Genomic DNA, 15,221 nt, shown 5'->3' with positions numbered 1-15,221 from the left:
TCGTCGGCCTGAAGGCGCAGGCCTGAACCGCCGTCCTTGTCCGCCGCCCAGCTGATCCCAAAGGAACGCCTCCTGCGCTCGCTGGCCGCTTCGCGACGGGCGCTCTGGTGTCATGCCAAGGGATCCAGATGCCGGAGGAGCAGCGGGGGCAGCTCCTGCGGCGGGACCTTGAGGAGGTTCGCCGCGGTCTCGCGGCAGACCAGCCGGCGCAGCGCGGCCGGCAGGATGGTCCGGAGCAGGCCGAGGGTGCGCGGCTCGGCGAAGATGGCGAGGCGGCGGAACTCGCCGGCGCGGCGGTGGCTGTCGAGCAGCGCCGCCACCTCGCGCAGGAACTGGCGCTCGTCCTCCTTCAGCGGGTCGGCGCCGTAGTCCAGCGCCGCCCGGCGGCCGGGGCCGACCGAGGTCCGGCCCGGCTTGTCGGCCATGATGTCGCGCAGCTTGTGCGCCTCGGTCCGCAGCACCAGCTCGGGGAGCGGCGCCTCGCCCGCCCGCGCGATCCCGCGCAGGATGCGGGCGCGGGTGGCGTCGGCGATCAGGATCCAGATGTCATCCTCTCTGCGGGTCATGCGGCTCGGCTCCGGCTGCAGAGCAGGATGGCGGCCCGGACACCGGCCCGCAATGATGCCCGTCATGCCGGATGTGTCGTGAGCCCTGATGCAGCCCTCGCACCGCGCCCCGGCGGTGTGCGGACAGAGACGGGCGGAGGGGGCGCGGCACGCCCCTGCTCCCTCGGCGGCGGCGCGTCCTTCCGCGTCATCCGGGGCGTTGCGGCGGGTCGAGCCAGAGGTCCTGGCCTGAGATCTCCAGCAGCCGCTGCGGATCGAGGATCCGGTAGCGCTCGCCCCGGGCGTCCAGCGCCTTGATGACCTGACGGCGGGCCAGCTCGGCGAAGGCGCGGCTGAGCGACTCGGGCCGCGCCCCGAGAAATTGCGCCAGGTTCTTGCGGCCGAGCGGCAGGGTGATCTCGGCCGCGCCCTCCCCCGGGGCGCGGCGGGCCAGCAGGATCAGGTAGGAGGCCACCCGCTGGATGACCCTCTGCCCGTTCATCAGCAGCAGCCATTCGCGCGCCGCGTCCAGCTCGTCGAGCACATGCACCATGAACAGCCGCTCCAGCTCGGGCTCGCGCTCTAGCAGCGCCTGGAACGGCGCGAGCGGGAAGGTCAGGAGCCGGGCGCGGGTCAGGGCCACGACCCGGAAGCTCAGCGGCAGCTCGAAGACCCGGCCGAAGAGGTCGGTCGGGATCAGGATGCCGATGATGTGCCTGCGCCCGTCGGGCAGCAGCTTCACCATGCCGAGCGTGCCCTCCAGCACATAGCCCACCTCGGTCAGCGACTGGCCATCCTCGGCCAGCACGGTTCCCGCCGGGATCTCGCGCTCGGCCGCCATGGCCTTCAGCGCCGCGCGACTCGCGTCGGAGGCCAGCCGCATCAGCGATCGGCATTGTTCGGGCCAGACCACCGGCTCCCTGCCGCGATCCTCGGCCGGTTTCGCGTCGTCGTCCATGACAGCCCCCCATTGCGGCCAGACTGCACCGAAAGAAGTTACGTCGCATTGACCTCTGTTAATGCAACCGCCGCGAATCCTGCGAGCGTCGAGGGTCTGGGACGAAAGGGAGAGAGACCGTGGAACATCTCGGCGCCGTCGCACCCGCCCGACAGATCGACAGAAAGGCGCCGCCCCGCGCGCCGCACGCTCTGGAGCCCGCCGCCGGGAAGCCGGCGTTCCACATCCGCACGCTCACCCTGGCCCCGGAGGCCGCGCTGGGGCTCGAAGCGGCCGGGCGGCAGACCGTCTGGCTGATCGTCGAGGGGCTGCTGCGGGTCCAGCGGATCAGCCCGGACGGCCGGCGGCAGATCATCAACCTGCTGCTGCCCGGCGATCTCGTCGGCGAGGAGATGCACGGGCGGCCCGGGCTCGGCATCGAGGCCTGCACCGAGGCCGTGCTGTGCCAGCTGCGCTTGTCGGAATTCCAGGCCGCGCTGAACCGCGATCCCGGCCTGCGCCGGACCGAGGCGCTGGCCCGGACCGTGCGGCTCGAACGGCTGCGCTGCCTGACCTGGATGCTGGGAACGCTGACCGCCGCGGAGCGGCTCACCACCTTCCTCGCGCTCGGCGACCCGATCCATGCCTGCCAGCCGCAGCCCGACGGTTCGTGCATCGTCTCGGTGCGGCTGTCGCGCCAGGACATGGCGGACCTGCTCTGCATCACCGTCGAGTCGATCAGCCGGATCCTGCACCGGCTGCAGGACAGCGGCGCGATCGAGATCCTCGGCCCGACGCGGTTCCGCCTGTCGGAGGCGCAGCGGAAGCTGGCGGAAAGCTTCGTCGGCTCGACGCTCGGGGCGCTCACCCGGGGCGGCGCGGCGATCGACATCTGGGCCCGGCATCTCGGCCCGCCGATGACCGTCATCAATGAAGCCGGCATGGGCAAGGGTGGATCATCCGCAAGCCAGCCCGGCCGGGGCGCCCGATGACAGCCCTCGGGGCCTTCGGTCCGCGCCGGCCCGGCGGGCGTCCCGCCCGCATGGCCAAGACCTGCAAGGAGAGATGCGATGACCACCGACACGACTGTTGACGTCCGGCGCGACGCTCCTGCGCCCGCCGCCCCTGCCGGCGAGTGGGAGCCGCTGGCCTATGCCCGGCAGCGCTTCGACCGGTTGCTGAACGATTTCGACTGGCCGGATTTCCGCTTTCCGCTCGGCAAGCGGCGGACCGGCGTCGAGGCCTCCTCGCCCTGGACCGGCCTCGGCCTGACGGCGCCCGCCGTCGACCTGATCGAGCGTCCTTAGCTCTACGAGGTGCAGGCCGAGCTTCCCGGGCTCGACCCGGCGCAGATCGAGGTCAAGATCTCGGACAGCATGATGACCATCCGCGCCGAAGAGCATGCCGAGCGCGAGGAGACCTCCGGCGCCTACCACCTGCGCGAGCGCAGCAGCGGCTCCTTCCAGCGGCTGTTCCGCCTGCCAAGCGGCATCGCTGCGGACCGGGTCGAGGCGCGCTATGACAAGGGCATCCTGAAGATCACCCTGCCCAAGACCGCCGAGGCGATGGAGAAGGAACGCCGGATCGAGGTGAAGCCGGCCTGAGCCGGCGGGCGACAGAGGCCCCGGGAGAGAGGAGAGACTGTCATGGCAGAGCTTGCGCCCCCCATCCGCCGCCGGTTCTCGACCCGCGCGGCTGCGGTCTTCGCCGCCGGGCTGTCCTTCGCGCTGATGCTGCTCTCGGGGCTCGTTCTGGTGATCGCTCCTGCAGGGCGGATCGCCAGAGACCTCGGCTGGACGCTGGCGACGCTGGACCGCACGCAATGGGAGGTGCTGCATCTGACGGCCTCGGTCCTGTTCACGGCGGTTGTGCTCTGGCATCTGGCGCTGCATGCCGCCACGCTGAAGAACCTCGTCTGGGGAGCCGCGACCCACAGCCTGCGCCACGGGACGGAGCTGCTGGTCGCCGCGCTGGCGGTTCTGGCCATCGTCGCGCTGGTGCTGACAGACCTGCCGCCGGCGAGTTGGCTGCGGCTGCTGGCGGGCTTCATGAAGCGCGAATACTGGTGACCGCCGGCCGCCGGAACTTGCGGCAGATCAGGGCGGAGGGAGCCGGGAAGCAGTAGAGGATCGGCTGGCCAAAGGATGGGCGCATGCCGGATCTCGACATCTTCTCGCGGCTCGCGGTGGCCCTGGCCATCGGTCTGATGGTCGGGATCGAGCGCGGCTGGAAGGCGCGCGACGCCGGCGACAACGACCGGGCGGCGGGGCTGCGCACCTTCGGCCTCTCCGGGCTGATGGGCGGGGTGGCCGGCGCTTTGAGCCTGCCGCTCGGCCCGTCGATCCTCGCCGCGGCCCTGCTGAGCTATGCCGGCGCGCTGGGGGCCTTCACCTGGCTCGAGGCGCAGCGGAAGGGCAATCTCAGCGCCACCACGCTGGTGGCGGGGTTGCTGACCTTCCTGCTCGGCGCCATGGCGACCGTGGGCGAGGCGCGGGCGGCGATCGCAGCGGCGGTCAGCATGACCGTGGTGCTGGCGCTGCGCAGCCAGCTGCACCGCTGGCTCGCCGCCCTCACCTGGCCCGAGATCCGCGCCGGGCTGATCCTGCTGGTGATGACCTTCCTGCTGCTGCCGCTGCTGCCGGACCGGCCGGTCGATCCCTGGCAGGCGGTCAATCCGCACGAGGTCTGGCTGCTGGCCATCATGCTGGCGCTGATCTCCTTCACCGGCTACATCGCGGTTCGGATCTTCGGCGAGCGGATGGGCGTGCTCGTCACCGCGATCGCCGGCGGGCTGGCCTCCTCCACCGCGACGACCCTCACCTTCGCCCGGCTCGGACGCGAGCAGCCGCAGGCGGTGGACCTGCTGGCCGGCGGCATCCTGATCAGCGGCGCGGTGATGGCGCTGCGGGTGCTGGCGATCGCCTCGGCGCTGAACCCGGCGCTCGGGGCCCCGCTCGCCGCGGCCCTCGGCGCCGCCGCGCTGACGCTGGCAGCTTCGGCGCTGCTCCTGGTCTTCGGCGCGGGCGGCGCGCTGCCGGGCGACCGGCGGGCGCGGCTGACCATCGGCAACCCGCTGGAGGTCGGCGCCTCGCTGAAGCTGTCGGCCTTCGTCGTCGCGATCACCATGGGCTCGCAGCTTGCGCGGACGGTCTGGGGCGACGCCGGGGTGCTCGGGCTCGCGGCGCTGTCGGGCCTCGCCGATGTCGACGCGATCACCCTGTCGATGGCCCGGCTCGACGCCGCGACCGGGCTCGCCGCGCAGGCCATCCTGCTGGCGGTCGCGGTCAACACGGCCTCCAAGGCCTGCCTCGCCGGCTGGGTCGGCGGCAGGGCGATCGGCCTGCGCACCGGCCTCGCCAGCGCCTTGGCCGTCGCCGCGGCGCTGCTGGCCCGATACTGGGCCGGCTGACGGCCGGTCGGGCGAACGGCTGGACGGATCGACGGGCCTCGCACCCGCAGGCCGGGAGCGCAGAGGGTGGCATTCTTCCGGGCAGGCGGAGGCCTGTCAACCGGCTGCGCCCGTCAGTCTGCCTGCGCTGCGGCGGCGCGCAGGGCGCGGCGGAACTCCGTCTCGTCCGTTTTGTATTCCAGACAGGCGTCGGCCACCGTGTGGAACGGCGAGATCGGGCAGGCGAAGCAGTGCATCCGGCGGTCGAGGAACAGCTGCGCGGTCGGCGGCCAGCGGCGGAAGAGCTCGTTCAAGGTCAGATCCGGGTCCTCGAGGGTCATCGTCATCCGGCGCTCCCTGCCGACAGGCGGCATGCCCGACCGCTGCAGCATGGCCCGGCCAATCGCCCGGCTCTTTGTGCTGCGACAACCTTCGCGTCGGGGCGGCGGGCTAGACACGGTCCACCCGAAACCATCGACAGGACCGACCTCATGTCAGAGATCCTCACGAAATCACGGGCCCGAAACGTGTTCTACGGGGGCTCTCTGGTCTTCGCCGCCATCTTCGTGCTGATGACGATCGACAGCCACCGCTACATCGTGGCCAGCACCGAGACCGAGAAGACCCCGCTGACAGAGCAGGTCGTGCTGGGCAAGCATGTCTGGGAACGCAACAGCTGCATCAACTGCCACACGCTGCATGGCGAGGGCGCCTATTTCGCGCCCGAGGTCGGCAATGTGATGACCCGCTGGGGTGTGCTGGACGATCCGGAAGCCGCCTATCAGACGCTGGACGGCTGGATGGCCGCGCAGCCTTCGGGGATCGAGGGCCGCCGGCAGATGCCGCATTTCGAGATCACGCCCGAGGAGATGCGCGGCCTCGCCGAATTCCTTCGCTGGGCAGACCAGATGAACACGCAATCCTGGCCGCCGAACGACGCGGGCTGAGGGGAGAAGAACCATGAAATACGAATCGCAAAAGGTGGCCCTCGGCTACTTCGTCGCGGCGATGGCGCTGTTCGGCATCCAGGTGCTGGGCGGGCTGCTGGCGGGCTGGATCTACGTCTCGCCCAACACGCTGTCCGAGATCCTGCCGTTCAACGTGATCCGCATGATCCACACCAACGCGCTGATCGTCTGGCTGCTGCTGGGCTTCTTCGGCGGCGCCTATTTCCTCGTGCCGGAAGAGGCCGAGCGCGAGATCTGGTCGGTGAAGCTGGCCTGGCTGCAGCTGGGCATCCTCATCGTCGGCACTCTGGGCGCCGTCGCCAGCTATCTCGTCGGCATCCACGGCGGGCGCGAGTTCCTGGAGCAGCCGCTCTGGGTCAAGGCGGGCATCCTCGTCGCCGCGCTGATCTTCCTGTTCAACATCACCATGACCGCGCTGGCGGGCCGCAAGACCGCGATCACCAACGTGCTGCTGACCGGGCTCTGGCTTCTGTGCCTGCTGTGGCTCTTCGCCTTCGTGAACCCCGACAACCTCGGGCTCGACAAGATGTACTGGTGGTACATCGTCCATCTCTGGGTCGAGGGCACCTGGGAGCTGGTCATGGCGGCGATCCTCGCCTTCCTGATGCTGAAGCTGACCGGCGTTGACCGCGAGGTGATCGAGAAATGGCTCTACGTCATCGTCGCCACGGCGCTGTTCTCGGGCATCCTCGGCACCGGGCACCACTTCTTCTGGATCGGCACGCCCGGATACTGGCAGTGGGTCGGCTCGATCTTCTCGACCTTCGAGGTTGCGCCGTTCTTCCTGATGATGTCCTTCGCCTTCGTCATGGTCTGGAAAGGCCGCCGCAACCACCCGAACAAGGCGGCGCTGCTGTGGTCGCTCGGGTCCTCCACCGTCGCCTTCTTCGGCGCGGGCGTCTGGGGCTTCCTGCACACGCTGCACGGGGTGAACTACTTCACCCATGGCACGCAGATCACCGCGGCCCACGGCCACCTCGCCTTCTACGGCGCCTATGTCGCGCTGAACCTCGCGATGTTCACCTATGCCATGCCGATGCTGCGCGGCCGCGCGCCCTACAACCAGGTGCTGAACATGGTGTCGTTCTGGCTTATGACCGGCGGGATGGCCTTCATGACCTTTGTGCTGACCTTCGCCGGCACGATCCAGGTGCATATGCAGCGGGTGGTCGGCGACTACTACATGGATGTGCAGGACCAGCTGGGCCTGTTCTACATGATGCGCTTCGGCGCGGGCATGGCGGTGGTGCTTGGCGCGGTGCTGTTCATCTACAGCCAGCTCGTCGTGCGCCGCGAGGTCGTGGCGCGGGGCAAGGCCATGGCGGGAGAGGTCGCATGAACGCCCTCCTCCGCGAGCCGCTGGCGCCGTTCTACCGGCCCGTCTCGACCGAATGCGCCCTGTTCGAGACCGCCCATGCCAAAGGTCTGCCCCTTCTTCTGAAGGGGCCGACCGGCTGCGGCAAGACCCGCTTCGTCGAGCATATGGCGGCGAAGCTGGGCCGTCCGCTCTACACGGTCGCCTGCCATGACGATCTGTCGGCCGCCGACCTGATCGGTCGCTACCTGCTGCGCGGCGGGGCGACCGAATGGGTCGACGGGCCGCTGACCCGCGCCGTGCGGGAAGGGGCGATCTGCTATCTCGACGAGGTGGTGGAGGCCCGCAAGGACGTGACCGTGGTGCTGCACCCCTTGACCGACAACCGCCGCACTCTGATGATCGACCGCACCGGCGAGGAGCTGGTGGCGCCGCCCGGCTTCATGCTGGTCGCCTCCTACAACCCCGGCTACCAGAACATCCTGAAGCGGCTGAAGCCCTCGACCCGGCAGCGCTTCCTGTCGATCAGCTTCACCTTCCCCGACCCGGTCACCGAAGCAGCCGTGGTGGCGCGCGAAAGCGGGCTGGCCGAGGCGCGTGTGCAGCCGCTGGTGCGGCTCGCCGGGCATATCCGGGCGCTGTCGGGCATGGATCTGGAGGAGGGCGTCTCCACCCGCCTGCTGATCTATGCAGCCTCGCTGATCGCGGGCGGCATGGCGCTGGACAAGGCGCTGGAAGCGGCGGTGATCGAGCCGCTGACCGACGAGCCCGACGTGGCGCAGGCGCTGCGCGATCTCGTCGCCAGCGTCTACGGGTGATGCGATGAGCCTGCGCCTTCTCGATCTGATGGAGCCGGAGGAAACCGTCGGCAACCTCTGGCACGGCTATGCCAGCAGGTTCGCCGCGCCGGAGGCCGCCGCCGGAGTGGCTGTCTCGCTGGAAGAGCTCCGCCCCAGCGTCGCGGTGATCTTCCGCGCGCTCGGCGGCAAGGCCGGGGCCGAGATCGCCGCCAGCCCCGCCACCGCCGCGCGTCACCGGCGCGGCATCGGGCGGCAACTGGCCGAGACGCGCACGCTGGAGCATGTGGCAGCCTTCGACGGCGACCGGCTGCGCCTGCCGCCGGTGATCGACGCCTTCCCCAGCGCCGAGCTGAACCGCGCCGCCTATCTCTGGCTGGCGGCGCTGGCGACCTCGGCGGAGCCCTTGGACCACAGCGACCCGCTCGCTGCGGATCTCGCCTCGATCGAGGCCATGGAGGCGGCGACCGAGCAGACGCTGGCCCGCTGCCCCGGCCTTGCCCCGGCGCATGGCCTCCTCTGCGCCCAGCTGCTCGCCAGACGCGTCGATTGCGCCGCGATCGGCGTGGAAGTGGCGGTCGAGGCCCTCGTCCGCCGGGCGCTGGGGGACCCCTCGCCCCTCCCCGCTGCGGCGCTGGACCTCCTCCGGCGGCGGCGCGCGACGGAGCCGGTTCGCGCCCCGCGCGGCTACCACCCCGCCCCGCCCGTGCCGATCTGGCTGCGGCTGGAGACGCCGAAATCAGGCGCCGGGCCCGGCGCCGGGGAAGATGCCCCGCATGCCCCGCCGGGACTGGCGACCACCACGCGCAAGCTCGGCAAGCGCGGGGATCTGGATCAGGCCAACCGCAAGGACAGCTTCATCGTGCACCGGTTCGAGGCGATCCTCAGTTGGGTCGAGAGCATGAACCTGAACCGGGCGACGGATGACGACGATCCCGACGACGCGCAGAAGGCGGCCGAGGATCAGGACCACATCACCCTGACGCAGAATGACAGGCGCGCGGCGACCCGGCTCAGGCTGCACCTCGATCTGGCCCCGCAGGACGCCGATCACGAACGGCTCGCCGACCGCTTCACCTATCCCGAATGGAACCACCGCGCGCGGGCCTACATGCCCGACCACTGCCGCGTGCTGGAGGCGGAGGCCTCGCCGGAGGGCGACAGCTTCACAGCCGACCCGCGGCTCACCGCCCGCGTGCGCCGCCAGTTCGAGACGCTGCACCCGCGCCGCATCCTGCGCCCGCGCCAGATCGAGGGGACGGAGCTGGACCTCGACGCGCTGATCGCCGCCCAGGTGCAGATCCGCGCCACCGGGCAGGGCAGCGACCGGATCTACCGCGACCTGCGCGCCATCGAGCGCGACCTGTCGGTGGCGATCCTGATGGATTGCTCGCGCTCGACCGAGGCGGTGGTCGGCGACCGCTCGGTGATCGACACGATGCGCGAGGCGCTGGCGGCGCTGGCGGGCGGCATCGACGTGGCGGGCGACCGGCTGGCGATCTGGGGATTTTCCTCGCTGAAGCGCGACCGGGTGTTCCTGACCCGCTGCAAGGGCTTCGAGGGGCGGGTGACACCCGAGATCACTGCCCGCATCGGCAGCCTGAAGCCCGGCCATTACACCCGGCTCGGGGCCGCGATCCGCCACGCCTCGGCGATGCTGGCCAGGGAGCCTTCGGCCCGCAAGCTGCTGCTGGTTCTGACCGACGGCAAGCCGAACGACCTCGACCATTACGAGGGCGTCCACGGCATCGAGGACAGCCGCATGGCGGTGCGCGAGGCGAAGGGCCGGGCGCAGGCGGTGCATGGCGTGGTGGTCGATGCCGACGGGCAGGACTGGTTCGCCCGCATCTTCGGCCGCTCCGGCTTCACCCTGCTGCCGGACCCGGCGCGCCTGCCCCGCGCCCTGCCCGACATCTACCGATCCCTCACCCAGGAGACCTGACCATGCGTTCTCTCACCGCCCTGCTGCTGCTCTGCCCCGGCCTGCTGCAAGCCGCCGCCTTCGACCGCCCCGTGCCGCAAGCCCAGACGGAGGCGGCCGAGTTCTGGTTCGCCCTCGCCTCGCTGGCGCTGCTCGCCAGCCTGATCGCGGTGCACTGGCTGGTCAGCCGCAGATGACCCGGCAGGCGCGCCTGACCCTGCTGCTCTACCCCTTCGGCGCGGGCGCGGCGGCGGTGAACCTGTTCTTCGCCTCGCTCATCCTGTCATGGGCGGGCGCGCCGGTGCTGCCTCCGGGCTGGGCGGTGTTCGGCGGCGCGCTGCTCGGCATCCCGCCGACATGGCTTTTCGCGGGGCATATCGACCGGCTGATGCGGGAAGCGGAGCCTCGGGACTGACGGCCCGGGCGGAACCATGTCATCCTGACGCGTGGTTCTGGTCGCGCGGCTGTTTCTGGCGGCGGTCTCCGGGATCTTCCGCCATGCCACCGACAGGGGCTGCCCGCTGGCCTTGGCGATGAACACGCTGGTGATGCTGGAGAACTTCCACCTGTTCTTCATCCGCAACCTCCACGGCGCCTCGCTGACTCGGGCCGCGGCCCGCCCTGGGAGACCGGGTAAGCGCCGCCGCCGCCAGGGAGAAGGCGCCGTAGCCCGCCAGGGACAGGCGCACGTTCCGCGGCGCGCTGAGGGTCGCGGCGACCGCAAGAAAGGCCAGGCCCTGGGCGGCATCCAGCGCGCGATGCTCATCGAAGCTCAGCGCCCCGCGGCTGTCGGTCTGGTACCGCGTGGCGAGGCTGTAGGCCGCCACCCCCGCGCCCGCGGCGAACAGGGGGCGACGCAGCGCGCGCGGCCAGTCGAGGAGCGTCGGCCCCAGCGTCAGCCCGGCGGCGGAGAGGCCGTCAAGCACGGCATGAAGACGGAGAGGGATCATCGGTTCATTTCCGGTTGGCGCCCGTCAGGGACGGGAGACTGATCCTGCAACCGGGGCCTCTACCGAATGTTCCGCGCCCTCCTCTGCGACGACCAGCGCCAGCGCCCCGTTCCGCGGCGCGTCCGCGAGCGCTTGCAGCTGCCGGTCCATGTCGCGACCTCCCTGCGCCGCGCGTTGCGCCAGCACCGACCCGGTGAAACTGAGCGCCTTGAGCGCCCCCTCCGTTTCCGGAGCCCGATAGGCCATGAAGGCCAGGATCGCGGGCCGTGAGCCTGCGCGCGCCCCAGCTGCCGCTCGAGGCTCAGCGCCTCGATCTGCCGCCGGCTCTGCCGGGGGAAGGCAAGATCCGGCGCGCGGGTCTTTTGCTGCGGGTCACTTCAGGAAGGCCCGGAACCGGCCCAGAGCCAGAAAGAACAGGCCGGACCCGATCACCAGAAGCGCCAGCAGCTGCGGCCAGATCACCGAAAGCCCCGCGCCTCGGAACAGAATGGCCTGTGACAGGATCACGAAATGGGTGCCCGGCGCGATGAGCATGATGTTCTGGATGATCTCGGGCATGCTCTCGCGTGGGGTCATGCCACCCGACAGAACCTGAAGCGGCAGCAGGATCAGCATAAGCAGCAACCCGAACTGCGGCATGGATCCCGCCATGGTGGCCAGAAACACCCCCATCGAGGTGGTGGCGAACAGCATCAACAGCGTCGACAGCAGGAACAGGATGGTCGAGCCCTGTATCGGCACCGCCAGCACCCATTGCACCATGACCGTGATCGCGAAAGACGATGCGATCAGGACCACGAACCCCATCGACCAGACCTTGGCCACCATGATTTCCAGCGCGGTGACCGGCATCACCAGCAGGTGTTCCACGGTGCCATGCTCCTTCTCGCGGATCAACGCGGCTCCGGTCAGGATGATCGACAGCATCGTGATCGAGCTGATGACATTGTGGATGGCTCCGAACCATTTGGAGTTGAGCTCCGGGTTGAACCGCGCCCGCAGCACCAGATCGACCGGGGCGCTGGCTTGCACACGGTGGCGTTCCAGATACTCCGAGACCTCGCTCGCGACGATCTGCTGGATATAACTCGCGCCGGAGAAGGCCTGGCTCATCCGGGTCGCATCGACGTCCAATTGAATCGTCGGGCCTCTGCCAGCGAGCAGGTCACGCTGGAAATCCGGAGGGATGTCGAGCGCGAAGGTATCGAGCCCTGAATCCATCCGCTCATCCATTTGTTGCGCGGTGATGTCGTGCGGCGGCAAGAAGTAGGGCGGGTAGAACGCCACTGCGATCCGCCCCGACAGCGGCGACTGATCTTCATCCACAATGGCGATGGTGGCCTTGGACAGGGCTTCCGGCATCGCGGTCGAGGCGGTGTAGATAGACAGCGAAAATGCATAGACGATCAGCACCGCCATGATCGGGTCGCGCAGCAATCCGCGCAATTCCTTGACCCCGAGATTGAAGGCATTGGCGATGTTCATGCCGTTACCTCGCCTGCTTGCGCGTCAGGGCTGCGCCTATTCCGATGATGACCGGAACCGACAGCAGCAGTGGCCAGAACGCGCCGCGAAGATCGGAGAGTTCCAGCGCCTTGGAAAAGGTCCCGCGCGAGATGGTGACGAAATAGGTCGTGGGATAGATGGCGCCGATCACCCGGCCTGCACCCTGCAGCGAACTGACGGGATCAATCAATCCGGAATATTGCACACCGGGGATCAGGGTCAGCAGCGCGGTGCCGAAGATCGCCGCGATCTGGCTGGAGATGAAGGTCGAGATCAAGAGCCCCATCGCGGTGGTCGCCGTCACGTATATGATCGCGCCGAGGGTGAAGGCTGCGAGACTGCCGCTGAAGGGCACCTGAAAGACGAAGATCGAAAATGCCGTCAGGATTGCGAAGTTCAGCATGGCGAAGACGATATAGGGCAATTGCTTGCCCAGCAGAAACTCCAGCCGGGTGGTGGGGGTGACGTAGAGATTGACGATCGAGCCGAGCTCTTTCTCGCGGACCACCGACAGCGCCGTCAGCATCGCCGGAATGATCAGCAGCAGGATTGGAATTACTGCCGGCACGATGGCCACGATGCTCTTGACATCCGGATTGTAGCGGAAGCGCACAGCCAGCGTATAATCCCCGGCCACCGCTGCATCGCCATAGATCGTGCGGGCCTGCGCGGACAGCCAGCTTGCATGCATGCCTTGGACATAGCTTCTGACGGTTTCGGCCCGGCTGGGCATGGCGCCATCGATCCAGGCGCCGATCTCGGGCGCCTCGCCGCGTTGCACATCGCGGGCGAAACCGGGAGGAATTTCGATGGCCAGGGTGATCTCGCCGTTGGCCATTCTCTGGTCCATGTCGGCATAGCTTGTCAGTGGCGGCTGCTGCGTAAAATAGCGTGACCCGGAGATTTCGTCTATGTAACCGCGGCTCAGCGAAGTGTCGTCTCGGTCCAGCACCGCAAAGGTCAGGTCTTCGACATCCATATTGATGCCGTAGCCGATCACAAACATCAACACGAGCGTCCCGATCAGCGCCAACGAGGCCCGGATCGGGTCGCGCTGCAGTTCAAGCGCTTCCCGGCGCGAGTAGCTTAGCATCCTCCGCAGGCTGAAGAACCGGTTGGCGTCGCGATGGGCCCCGGCCTGAGCGGGACCTGCTTGCGTGGTGGCCGCCTCTGCCGGCGTTTCTTTGGCGGCATCGGCCTGTGCCGCAGGGGGACGGGCCAGACCCGCCGCCTCTTCCAGATAGGAGATGAACGCATCTTCCAGAGTCGCCACGCCGCGCCGCTCGATGATGCGCTTGGCCGTGTCGGACACAAGAACCTTGCCCGCGTGCATCAGCGAGATGCGGTCGCACAGCTCGGCCTCGTTCATGAAGTGGGTGGAGACGAAGATCGTCACGCCGTCCTTGCGCGACAGATCCGACAGGATCTGCCAGAAGGAGTTCCGCGCCACCGGATCGACGCCCGATGTCGGTTCGTCGAGGATCAGGATCTCCGGCCCGTGGATCATGGCGACAGCCAGTGACAGGCGCTGGCGCATGCCCAGAGGCAGGTTTTCGGGCAGTTCGTCCATGACTGCGGTCAGGTCGAACCGCTCGGCCATTTCCCTGATGCGGGGCTGGATCCGCGCGGCCACTATTCCGAAGAGCTTTGCATGCAGTTCCAGGTTCTGCCGGACGGTAAGTTCGGTATAAAGCGAGAACGCTTGGGACATGTATCCCACCCGGCGGCGCACGTTCATGTCCCTGGCGTCGACCACCGCGCCGAACAGCTTCGCCGAGCCTTCGCTCGCCTCCAGCAGCCCGGTCAGCATCTTCATCGTTGTCGTCTTGCCGCAGCCGTTCGACCCCAGGAAACCGAAGATCTCGCCTTTGGGGATGCGGAAACTGACGGAGTCCACGGCGGTGAAATCGCCAAAGCGCTTGGTCAGGTCCGTGGCGGAGATGGCGATTTCCTCTCCCTCATGCGCCGCGCGTGGCGGGATGATGACGCCGCGCTGATCGCCCCGATCCTCTTCGGGCAGCAGTTCGATGAAGGCTGCATCGAGGGTCTGGGTGCCGGTGCGCTCCAGCAGTTCGGCGGTCGTGCCGGTCGCCATGACCTTGCCGGCGTTCATTGCGATCAGCCAGTCGAAGCGGGCGGCTTCCTCCATATAGGCAGTGGCGACGATGACGCTCATCTGTGGACGGCTCTGGCGGATGCCCTCGATCAGCTCCCAGAACTGGCGGCGCGACAACGGATCGACGCCCGTGGTGGGCTCGTCCAGGATCAGCAGGTCGGGGTCGTGGATCAGCGAGCAGCACAGCGACAGTTTCTGCTTCATGCCCCCTGACAGCTTGCCCGCCGGACGGTCCCTGAAGTCCAGCATCCCGGTGCTGGCCAGCAACTCATCGATGCGCCGTTCACGCTCCGCCTTGGAGTGACCGAACAGACGCCCGAAGAAATCGACGTTCTCGAACACCGACAGGGTGGGATAAAGGTTCTTCCCCAGCCCCTGCGGCATATAGGCGATCCTGGGGCAGACCTGTTTGCGGTGCGCCGCGTCGCGCATGTCGCCGCCGAGAACCTCGACCACGCCGGACTGCACGGCCCGGGCCCCCGCGATCAGCGACAGCAAGCTGGATTTGCCCACGCCGTCAGGGCCGATCAACCCGATCATCCTCCCTGCCGGAATGTCCAGCGTCACCCCGACAAGCGCGGCGGTCTTGCCGTAGGACAGCGATACCTCCGCCAGCCTGACGATCCGCCCTGTCGGTTCGTCCGCAGCCGCGCCGGTCATTGCACGACGTTCCCGAGGAACGCCGGCCATTCCGTCGCCTCATCCAGCCGCACATAGGCCATGCCGGGCAAGCCGGTCTTCACCACCTGTATGTACTTTTGCAGCAGCTCCGGCGCGA

Annotated in this window: 18 protein-coding genes; 11 read left to right on the top strand and 7 right to left on the bottom strand. The window is 68.6% G+C overall.

Translation table 11 applies throughout. The features are described 5' to 3' along the window. Positions 1-110 precede the first annotated feature (110 nt). Together C5F48_RS16900 and C5F48_RS16895 are read right to left on the bottom strand one after the other, a co-directional pair. Entirely contained in the window at positions 111-566 is a 456-nt protein-coding gene (locus C5F48_RS16900; protein ID WP_170139710.1) for a host attachment protein, read from the bottom strand. A 187-nt stretch (positions 567-753) separates the two neighbouring features. Further along, positions 754-1,503: a Crp/Fnr family transcriptional regulator gene (locus C5F48_RS16895; protein WP_107665039.1), complete on the bottom strand. Its 750-nt coding sequence runs from the start codon at positions 1,501-1,503 to the stop codon at positions 754-756. Between the two features lie 119 nt (positions 1,504-1,622). On the opposite strand from C5F48_RS16895, the gene C5F48_RS16890 reads away from it, so the two are divergent. The 5 genes from C5F48_RS16890 to C5F48_RS16875 all read left to right on the top strand — a co-directional run bounded on the left by C5F48_RS16890 (position 1,623) and on the right by C5F48_RS16875 (position 4,891). Beyond that, positions 1,623-2,474: a Crp/Fnr family transcriptional regulator gene (locus C5F48_RS16890; protein ID WP_107665038.1), complete on the top strand. Its 852-nt coding sequence runs from the start codon at positions 1,623-1,625 to the stop codon at positions 2,472-2,474. Positions 2,475-2,552: 78 nt separating this feature from the next. Beyond that, complete coding sequence (locus C5F48_RS26115) at positions 2,553-2,789, top strand: hypothetical protein (RefSeq protein WP_245941487.1); 237 nt, start codon at positions 2,553-2,555, stop codon at positions 2,787-2,789. Positions 2,790-2,798: 9 nt separating this feature from the next. Next, positions 2,799-3,086, top strand: coding sequence for an Hsp20/alpha crystallin family protein (locus tag C5F48_RS26110; RefSeq protein WP_245941486.1), 288 nt, complete (start codon positions 2,799-2,801; stop codon positions 3,084-3,086). Positions 3,087-3,128: 42 nt separating this feature from the next. Beyond that, entirely contained in the window at positions 3,129-3,551 is a 423-nt protein-coding gene (locus C5F48_RS16880) for a DUF4405 domain-containing protein (RefSeq protein WP_107665037.1), read from the top strand. 83 nt (positions 3,552-3,634) lie between these two features. Next, complete coding sequence (locus tag C5F48_RS16875; RefSeq protein ID WP_107665036.1) at positions 3,635-4,891, top strand: MgtC/SapB family protein; 1,257 nt, start codon at positions 3,635-3,637, stop codon at positions 4,889-4,891. 113 nt (positions 4,892-5,004) lie between these two features. Here C5F48_RS16875 and C5F48_RS16870 read toward each other — a convergent pair whose 3' ends face one another. Then, on the bottom strand, positions 5,005-5,217 hold the full coding sequence (locus C5F48_RS16870; RefSeq protein ID WP_107665040.1) for a DUF1858 domain-containing protein: 213 nt from the start codon (positions 5,215-5,217) through the stop codon (positions 5,005-5,007). Positions 5,218-5,361: 144 nt separating this feature from the next. On the opposite strand from C5F48_RS16870, the gene C5F48_RS16865 reads away from it, so the two are divergent. From C5F48_RS16865 to C5F48_RS16845, 6 genes are read left to right on the top strand one after another with little or no spacing between them, the layout of a single operon-like run. Continuing rightward, complete coding sequence (locus tag C5F48_RS16865) at positions 5,362-5,817, top strand: c-type cytochrome (protein ID WP_107665035.1); 456 nt, start codon at positions 5,362-5,364, stop codon at positions 5,815-5,817. Positions 5,818-5,830: 13 nt separating this feature from the next. Further along, positions 5,831-7,177, top strand: a complete 1,347-nt coding sequence (locus tag C5F48_RS16860) for a cbb3-type cytochrome c oxidase subunit I (RefSeq protein WP_107665034.1) — start codon at positions 5,831-5,833, stop codon at positions 7,175-7,177. Then, positions 7,174-7,971 (top strand): CbbQ/NirQ/NorQ/GpvN family protein, encoded by a 798-nt coding sequence (locus C5F48_RS16855; protein WP_107665033.1) that lies wholly within the window; start codon positions 7,174-7,176, stop codon positions 7,969-7,971. Before C5F48_RS16860 ends, C5F48_RS16855 begins: the two co-directional genes overlap by 4 nt. A gap of 4 nt (positions 7,972-7,975) precedes the next feature. Further along, positions 7,976-9,892, top strand: coding sequence for a nitric oxide reductase activation protein NorD (locus tag C5F48_RS16850; protein WP_107665032.1), 1,917 nt, complete (start codon positions 7,976-7,978; stop codon positions 9,890-9,892). Between the two features lie 2 nt (positions 9,893-9,894). Next, a complete protein-coding gene (locus tag C5F48_RS25250) occupies positions 9,895-10,068 on the top strand; it encodes a hypothetical protein (RefSeq protein ID WP_170139709.1) in 174 nt (57 codons plus the stop codon). Beyond that, entirely contained in the window at positions 10,065-10,286 is a 222-nt protein-coding gene (locus tag C5F48_RS16845) for an NnrT protein (protein ID WP_107665031.1), read from the top strand. Before C5F48_RS25250 ends, C5F48_RS16845 begins: the two co-directional genes overlap by 4 nt. A gap of 19 nt (positions 10,287-10,305) precedes the next feature. On the opposite strand, the gene C5F48_RS25245 is transcribed toward C5F48_RS16845, so the two are convergent. The 4 genes from C5F48_RS25245 to rbbA form a co-directional block, all read right to left on the bottom strand. After that, positions 10,306-10,821 carry a hypothetical protein gene (locus tag C5F48_RS25245; protein WP_170139708.1) on the bottom strand — a complete coding sequence of 172 codons (516 nt, stop codon included), beginning with the start codon at positions 10,819-10,821 and terminating at the stop codon, positions 10,306-10,308. A 24-nt stretch (positions 10,822-10,845) separates the two neighbouring features. Next, positions 10,846-11,067 carry a hypothetical protein gene (locus tag C5F48_RS25240; protein ID WP_107665029.1) on the bottom strand — a complete coding sequence of 74 codons (222 nt, stop codon included), beginning with the start codon at positions 11,065-11,067 and terminating at the stop codon, positions 10,846-10,848. Between the two features lie 126 nt (positions 11,068-11,193). After that, complete coding sequence (locus C5F48_RS16830) at positions 11,194-12,306, bottom strand: ABC transporter permease (RefSeq protein ID WP_107665028.1); 1,113 nt, start codon at positions 12,304-12,306, stop codon at positions 11,194-11,196. 4 nt (positions 12,307-12,310) lie between these two features. After that, positions 12,311-15,103, bottom strand: coding sequence for a ribosome-associated ATPase/putative transporter RbbA (gene rbbA / locus C5F48_RS16825; RefSeq protein WP_211314663.1), 2,793 nt, complete (start codon positions 15,101-15,103; stop codon positions 12,311-12,313). Between the last annotated feature and the right edge of the window lie 118 nt (positions 15,104-15,221).

This window comes from Cereibacter changlensis JA139 (assembly GCF_003034985.1).
GTDB lineage: Bacteria > Pseudomonadota > Alphaproteobacteria > Rhodobacterales > Rhodobacteraceae > Cereibacter > Cereibacter changlensis.
Note: the sequence above shows the minus strand (reverse complement) of the source record. Positions and strands in the feature narration are given on the sequence as shown.

What these genes read in the sequence shown, in the direction of transcription:
- C5F48_RS16870 (WP_107665040.1), bottom strand. Translation starts at nt 5,217, where the DNA reads ATGACGATGACCCTCGAGGACCCGGATCTGACCTTGAACGAGCTCTTC.
- C5F48_RS25240 (WP_107665029.1), bottom strand. Translation starts at nt 11,067, where the DNA reads ATGGCCTATCGGGCTCCGGAAACGGAGGGGGCGCTCAAGGCGCTCAGT.
- C5F48_RS25245 (WP_170139708.1), bottom strand. Translation starts at nt 10,821, where the DNA reads ATGATCCCTCTCCGTCTTCATGCCGTGCTTGACGGCCTCTCCGCCGCC.
- C5F48_RS16860 (WP_107665034.1), top strand. Translation starts at nt 5,831, where the DNA reads ATGAAATACGAATCGCAAAAGGTGGCCCTCGGCTACTTCGTCGCGGCG.
- C5F48_RS16830 (WP_107665028.1), bottom strand. Translation starts at nt 12,306, where the DNA reads ATGAACATCGCCAATGCCTTCAATCTCGGGGTCAAGGAATTGCGCGGA.
- rbbA (WP_211314663.1), bottom strand. Translation starts at nt 15,103, where the DNA reads ATGACCGGCGCGGCTGCGGACGAACCGACAGGGCGGATCGTCAGGCTG.
- C5F48_RS16895 (WP_107665039.1), bottom strand. Translation starts at nt 1,503, where the DNA reads ATGGACGACGACGCGAAACCGGCCGAGGATCGCGGCAGGGAGCCGGTG.
- C5F48_RS16850 (WP_107665032.1), top strand. Translation starts at nt 7,976, where the DNA reads ATGAGCCTGCGCCTTCTCGATCTGATGGAGCCGGAGGAAACCGTCGGC.
- C5F48_RS26115 (WP_245941487.1), top strand. Translation starts at nt 2,553, where the DNA reads ATGACCACCGACACGACTGTTGACGTCCGGCGCGACGCTCCTGCGCCC.
- C5F48_RS16880 (WP_107665037.1), top strand. Translation starts at nt 3,129, where the DNA reads ATGGCAGAGCTTGCGCCCCCCATCCGCCGCCGGTTCTCGACCCGCGCG.
- C5F48_RS16865 (WP_107665035.1), top strand. Translation starts at nt 5,362, where the DNA reads ATGTCAGAGATCCTCACGAAATCACGGGCCCGAAACGTGTTCTACGGG.
- C5F48_RS16900 (WP_170139710.1), bottom strand. Translation starts at nt 566, where the DNA reads ATGACCCGCAGAGAGGATGACATCTGGATCCTGATCGCCGACGCCACC.
- C5F48_RS16845 (WP_107665031.1), top strand. Translation starts at nt 10,065, where the DNA reads ATGACCCGGCAGGCGCGCCTGACCCTGCTGCTCTACCCCTTCGGCGCG.
- C5F48_RS16855 (WP_107665033.1), top strand. Translation starts at nt 7,174, where the DNA reads ATGAACGCCCTCCTCCGCGAGCCGCTGGCGCCGTTCTACCGGCCCGTC.
- C5F48_RS16875 (WP_107665036.1), top strand. Translation starts at nt 3,635, where the DNA reads ATGCCGGATCTCGACATCTTCTCGCGGCTCGCGGTGGCCCTGGCCATC.
- C5F48_RS25250 (WP_170139709.1), top strand. Translation starts at nt 9,895, where the DNA reads ATGCGTTCTCTCACCGCCCTGCTGCTGCTCTGCCCCGGCCTGCTGCAA.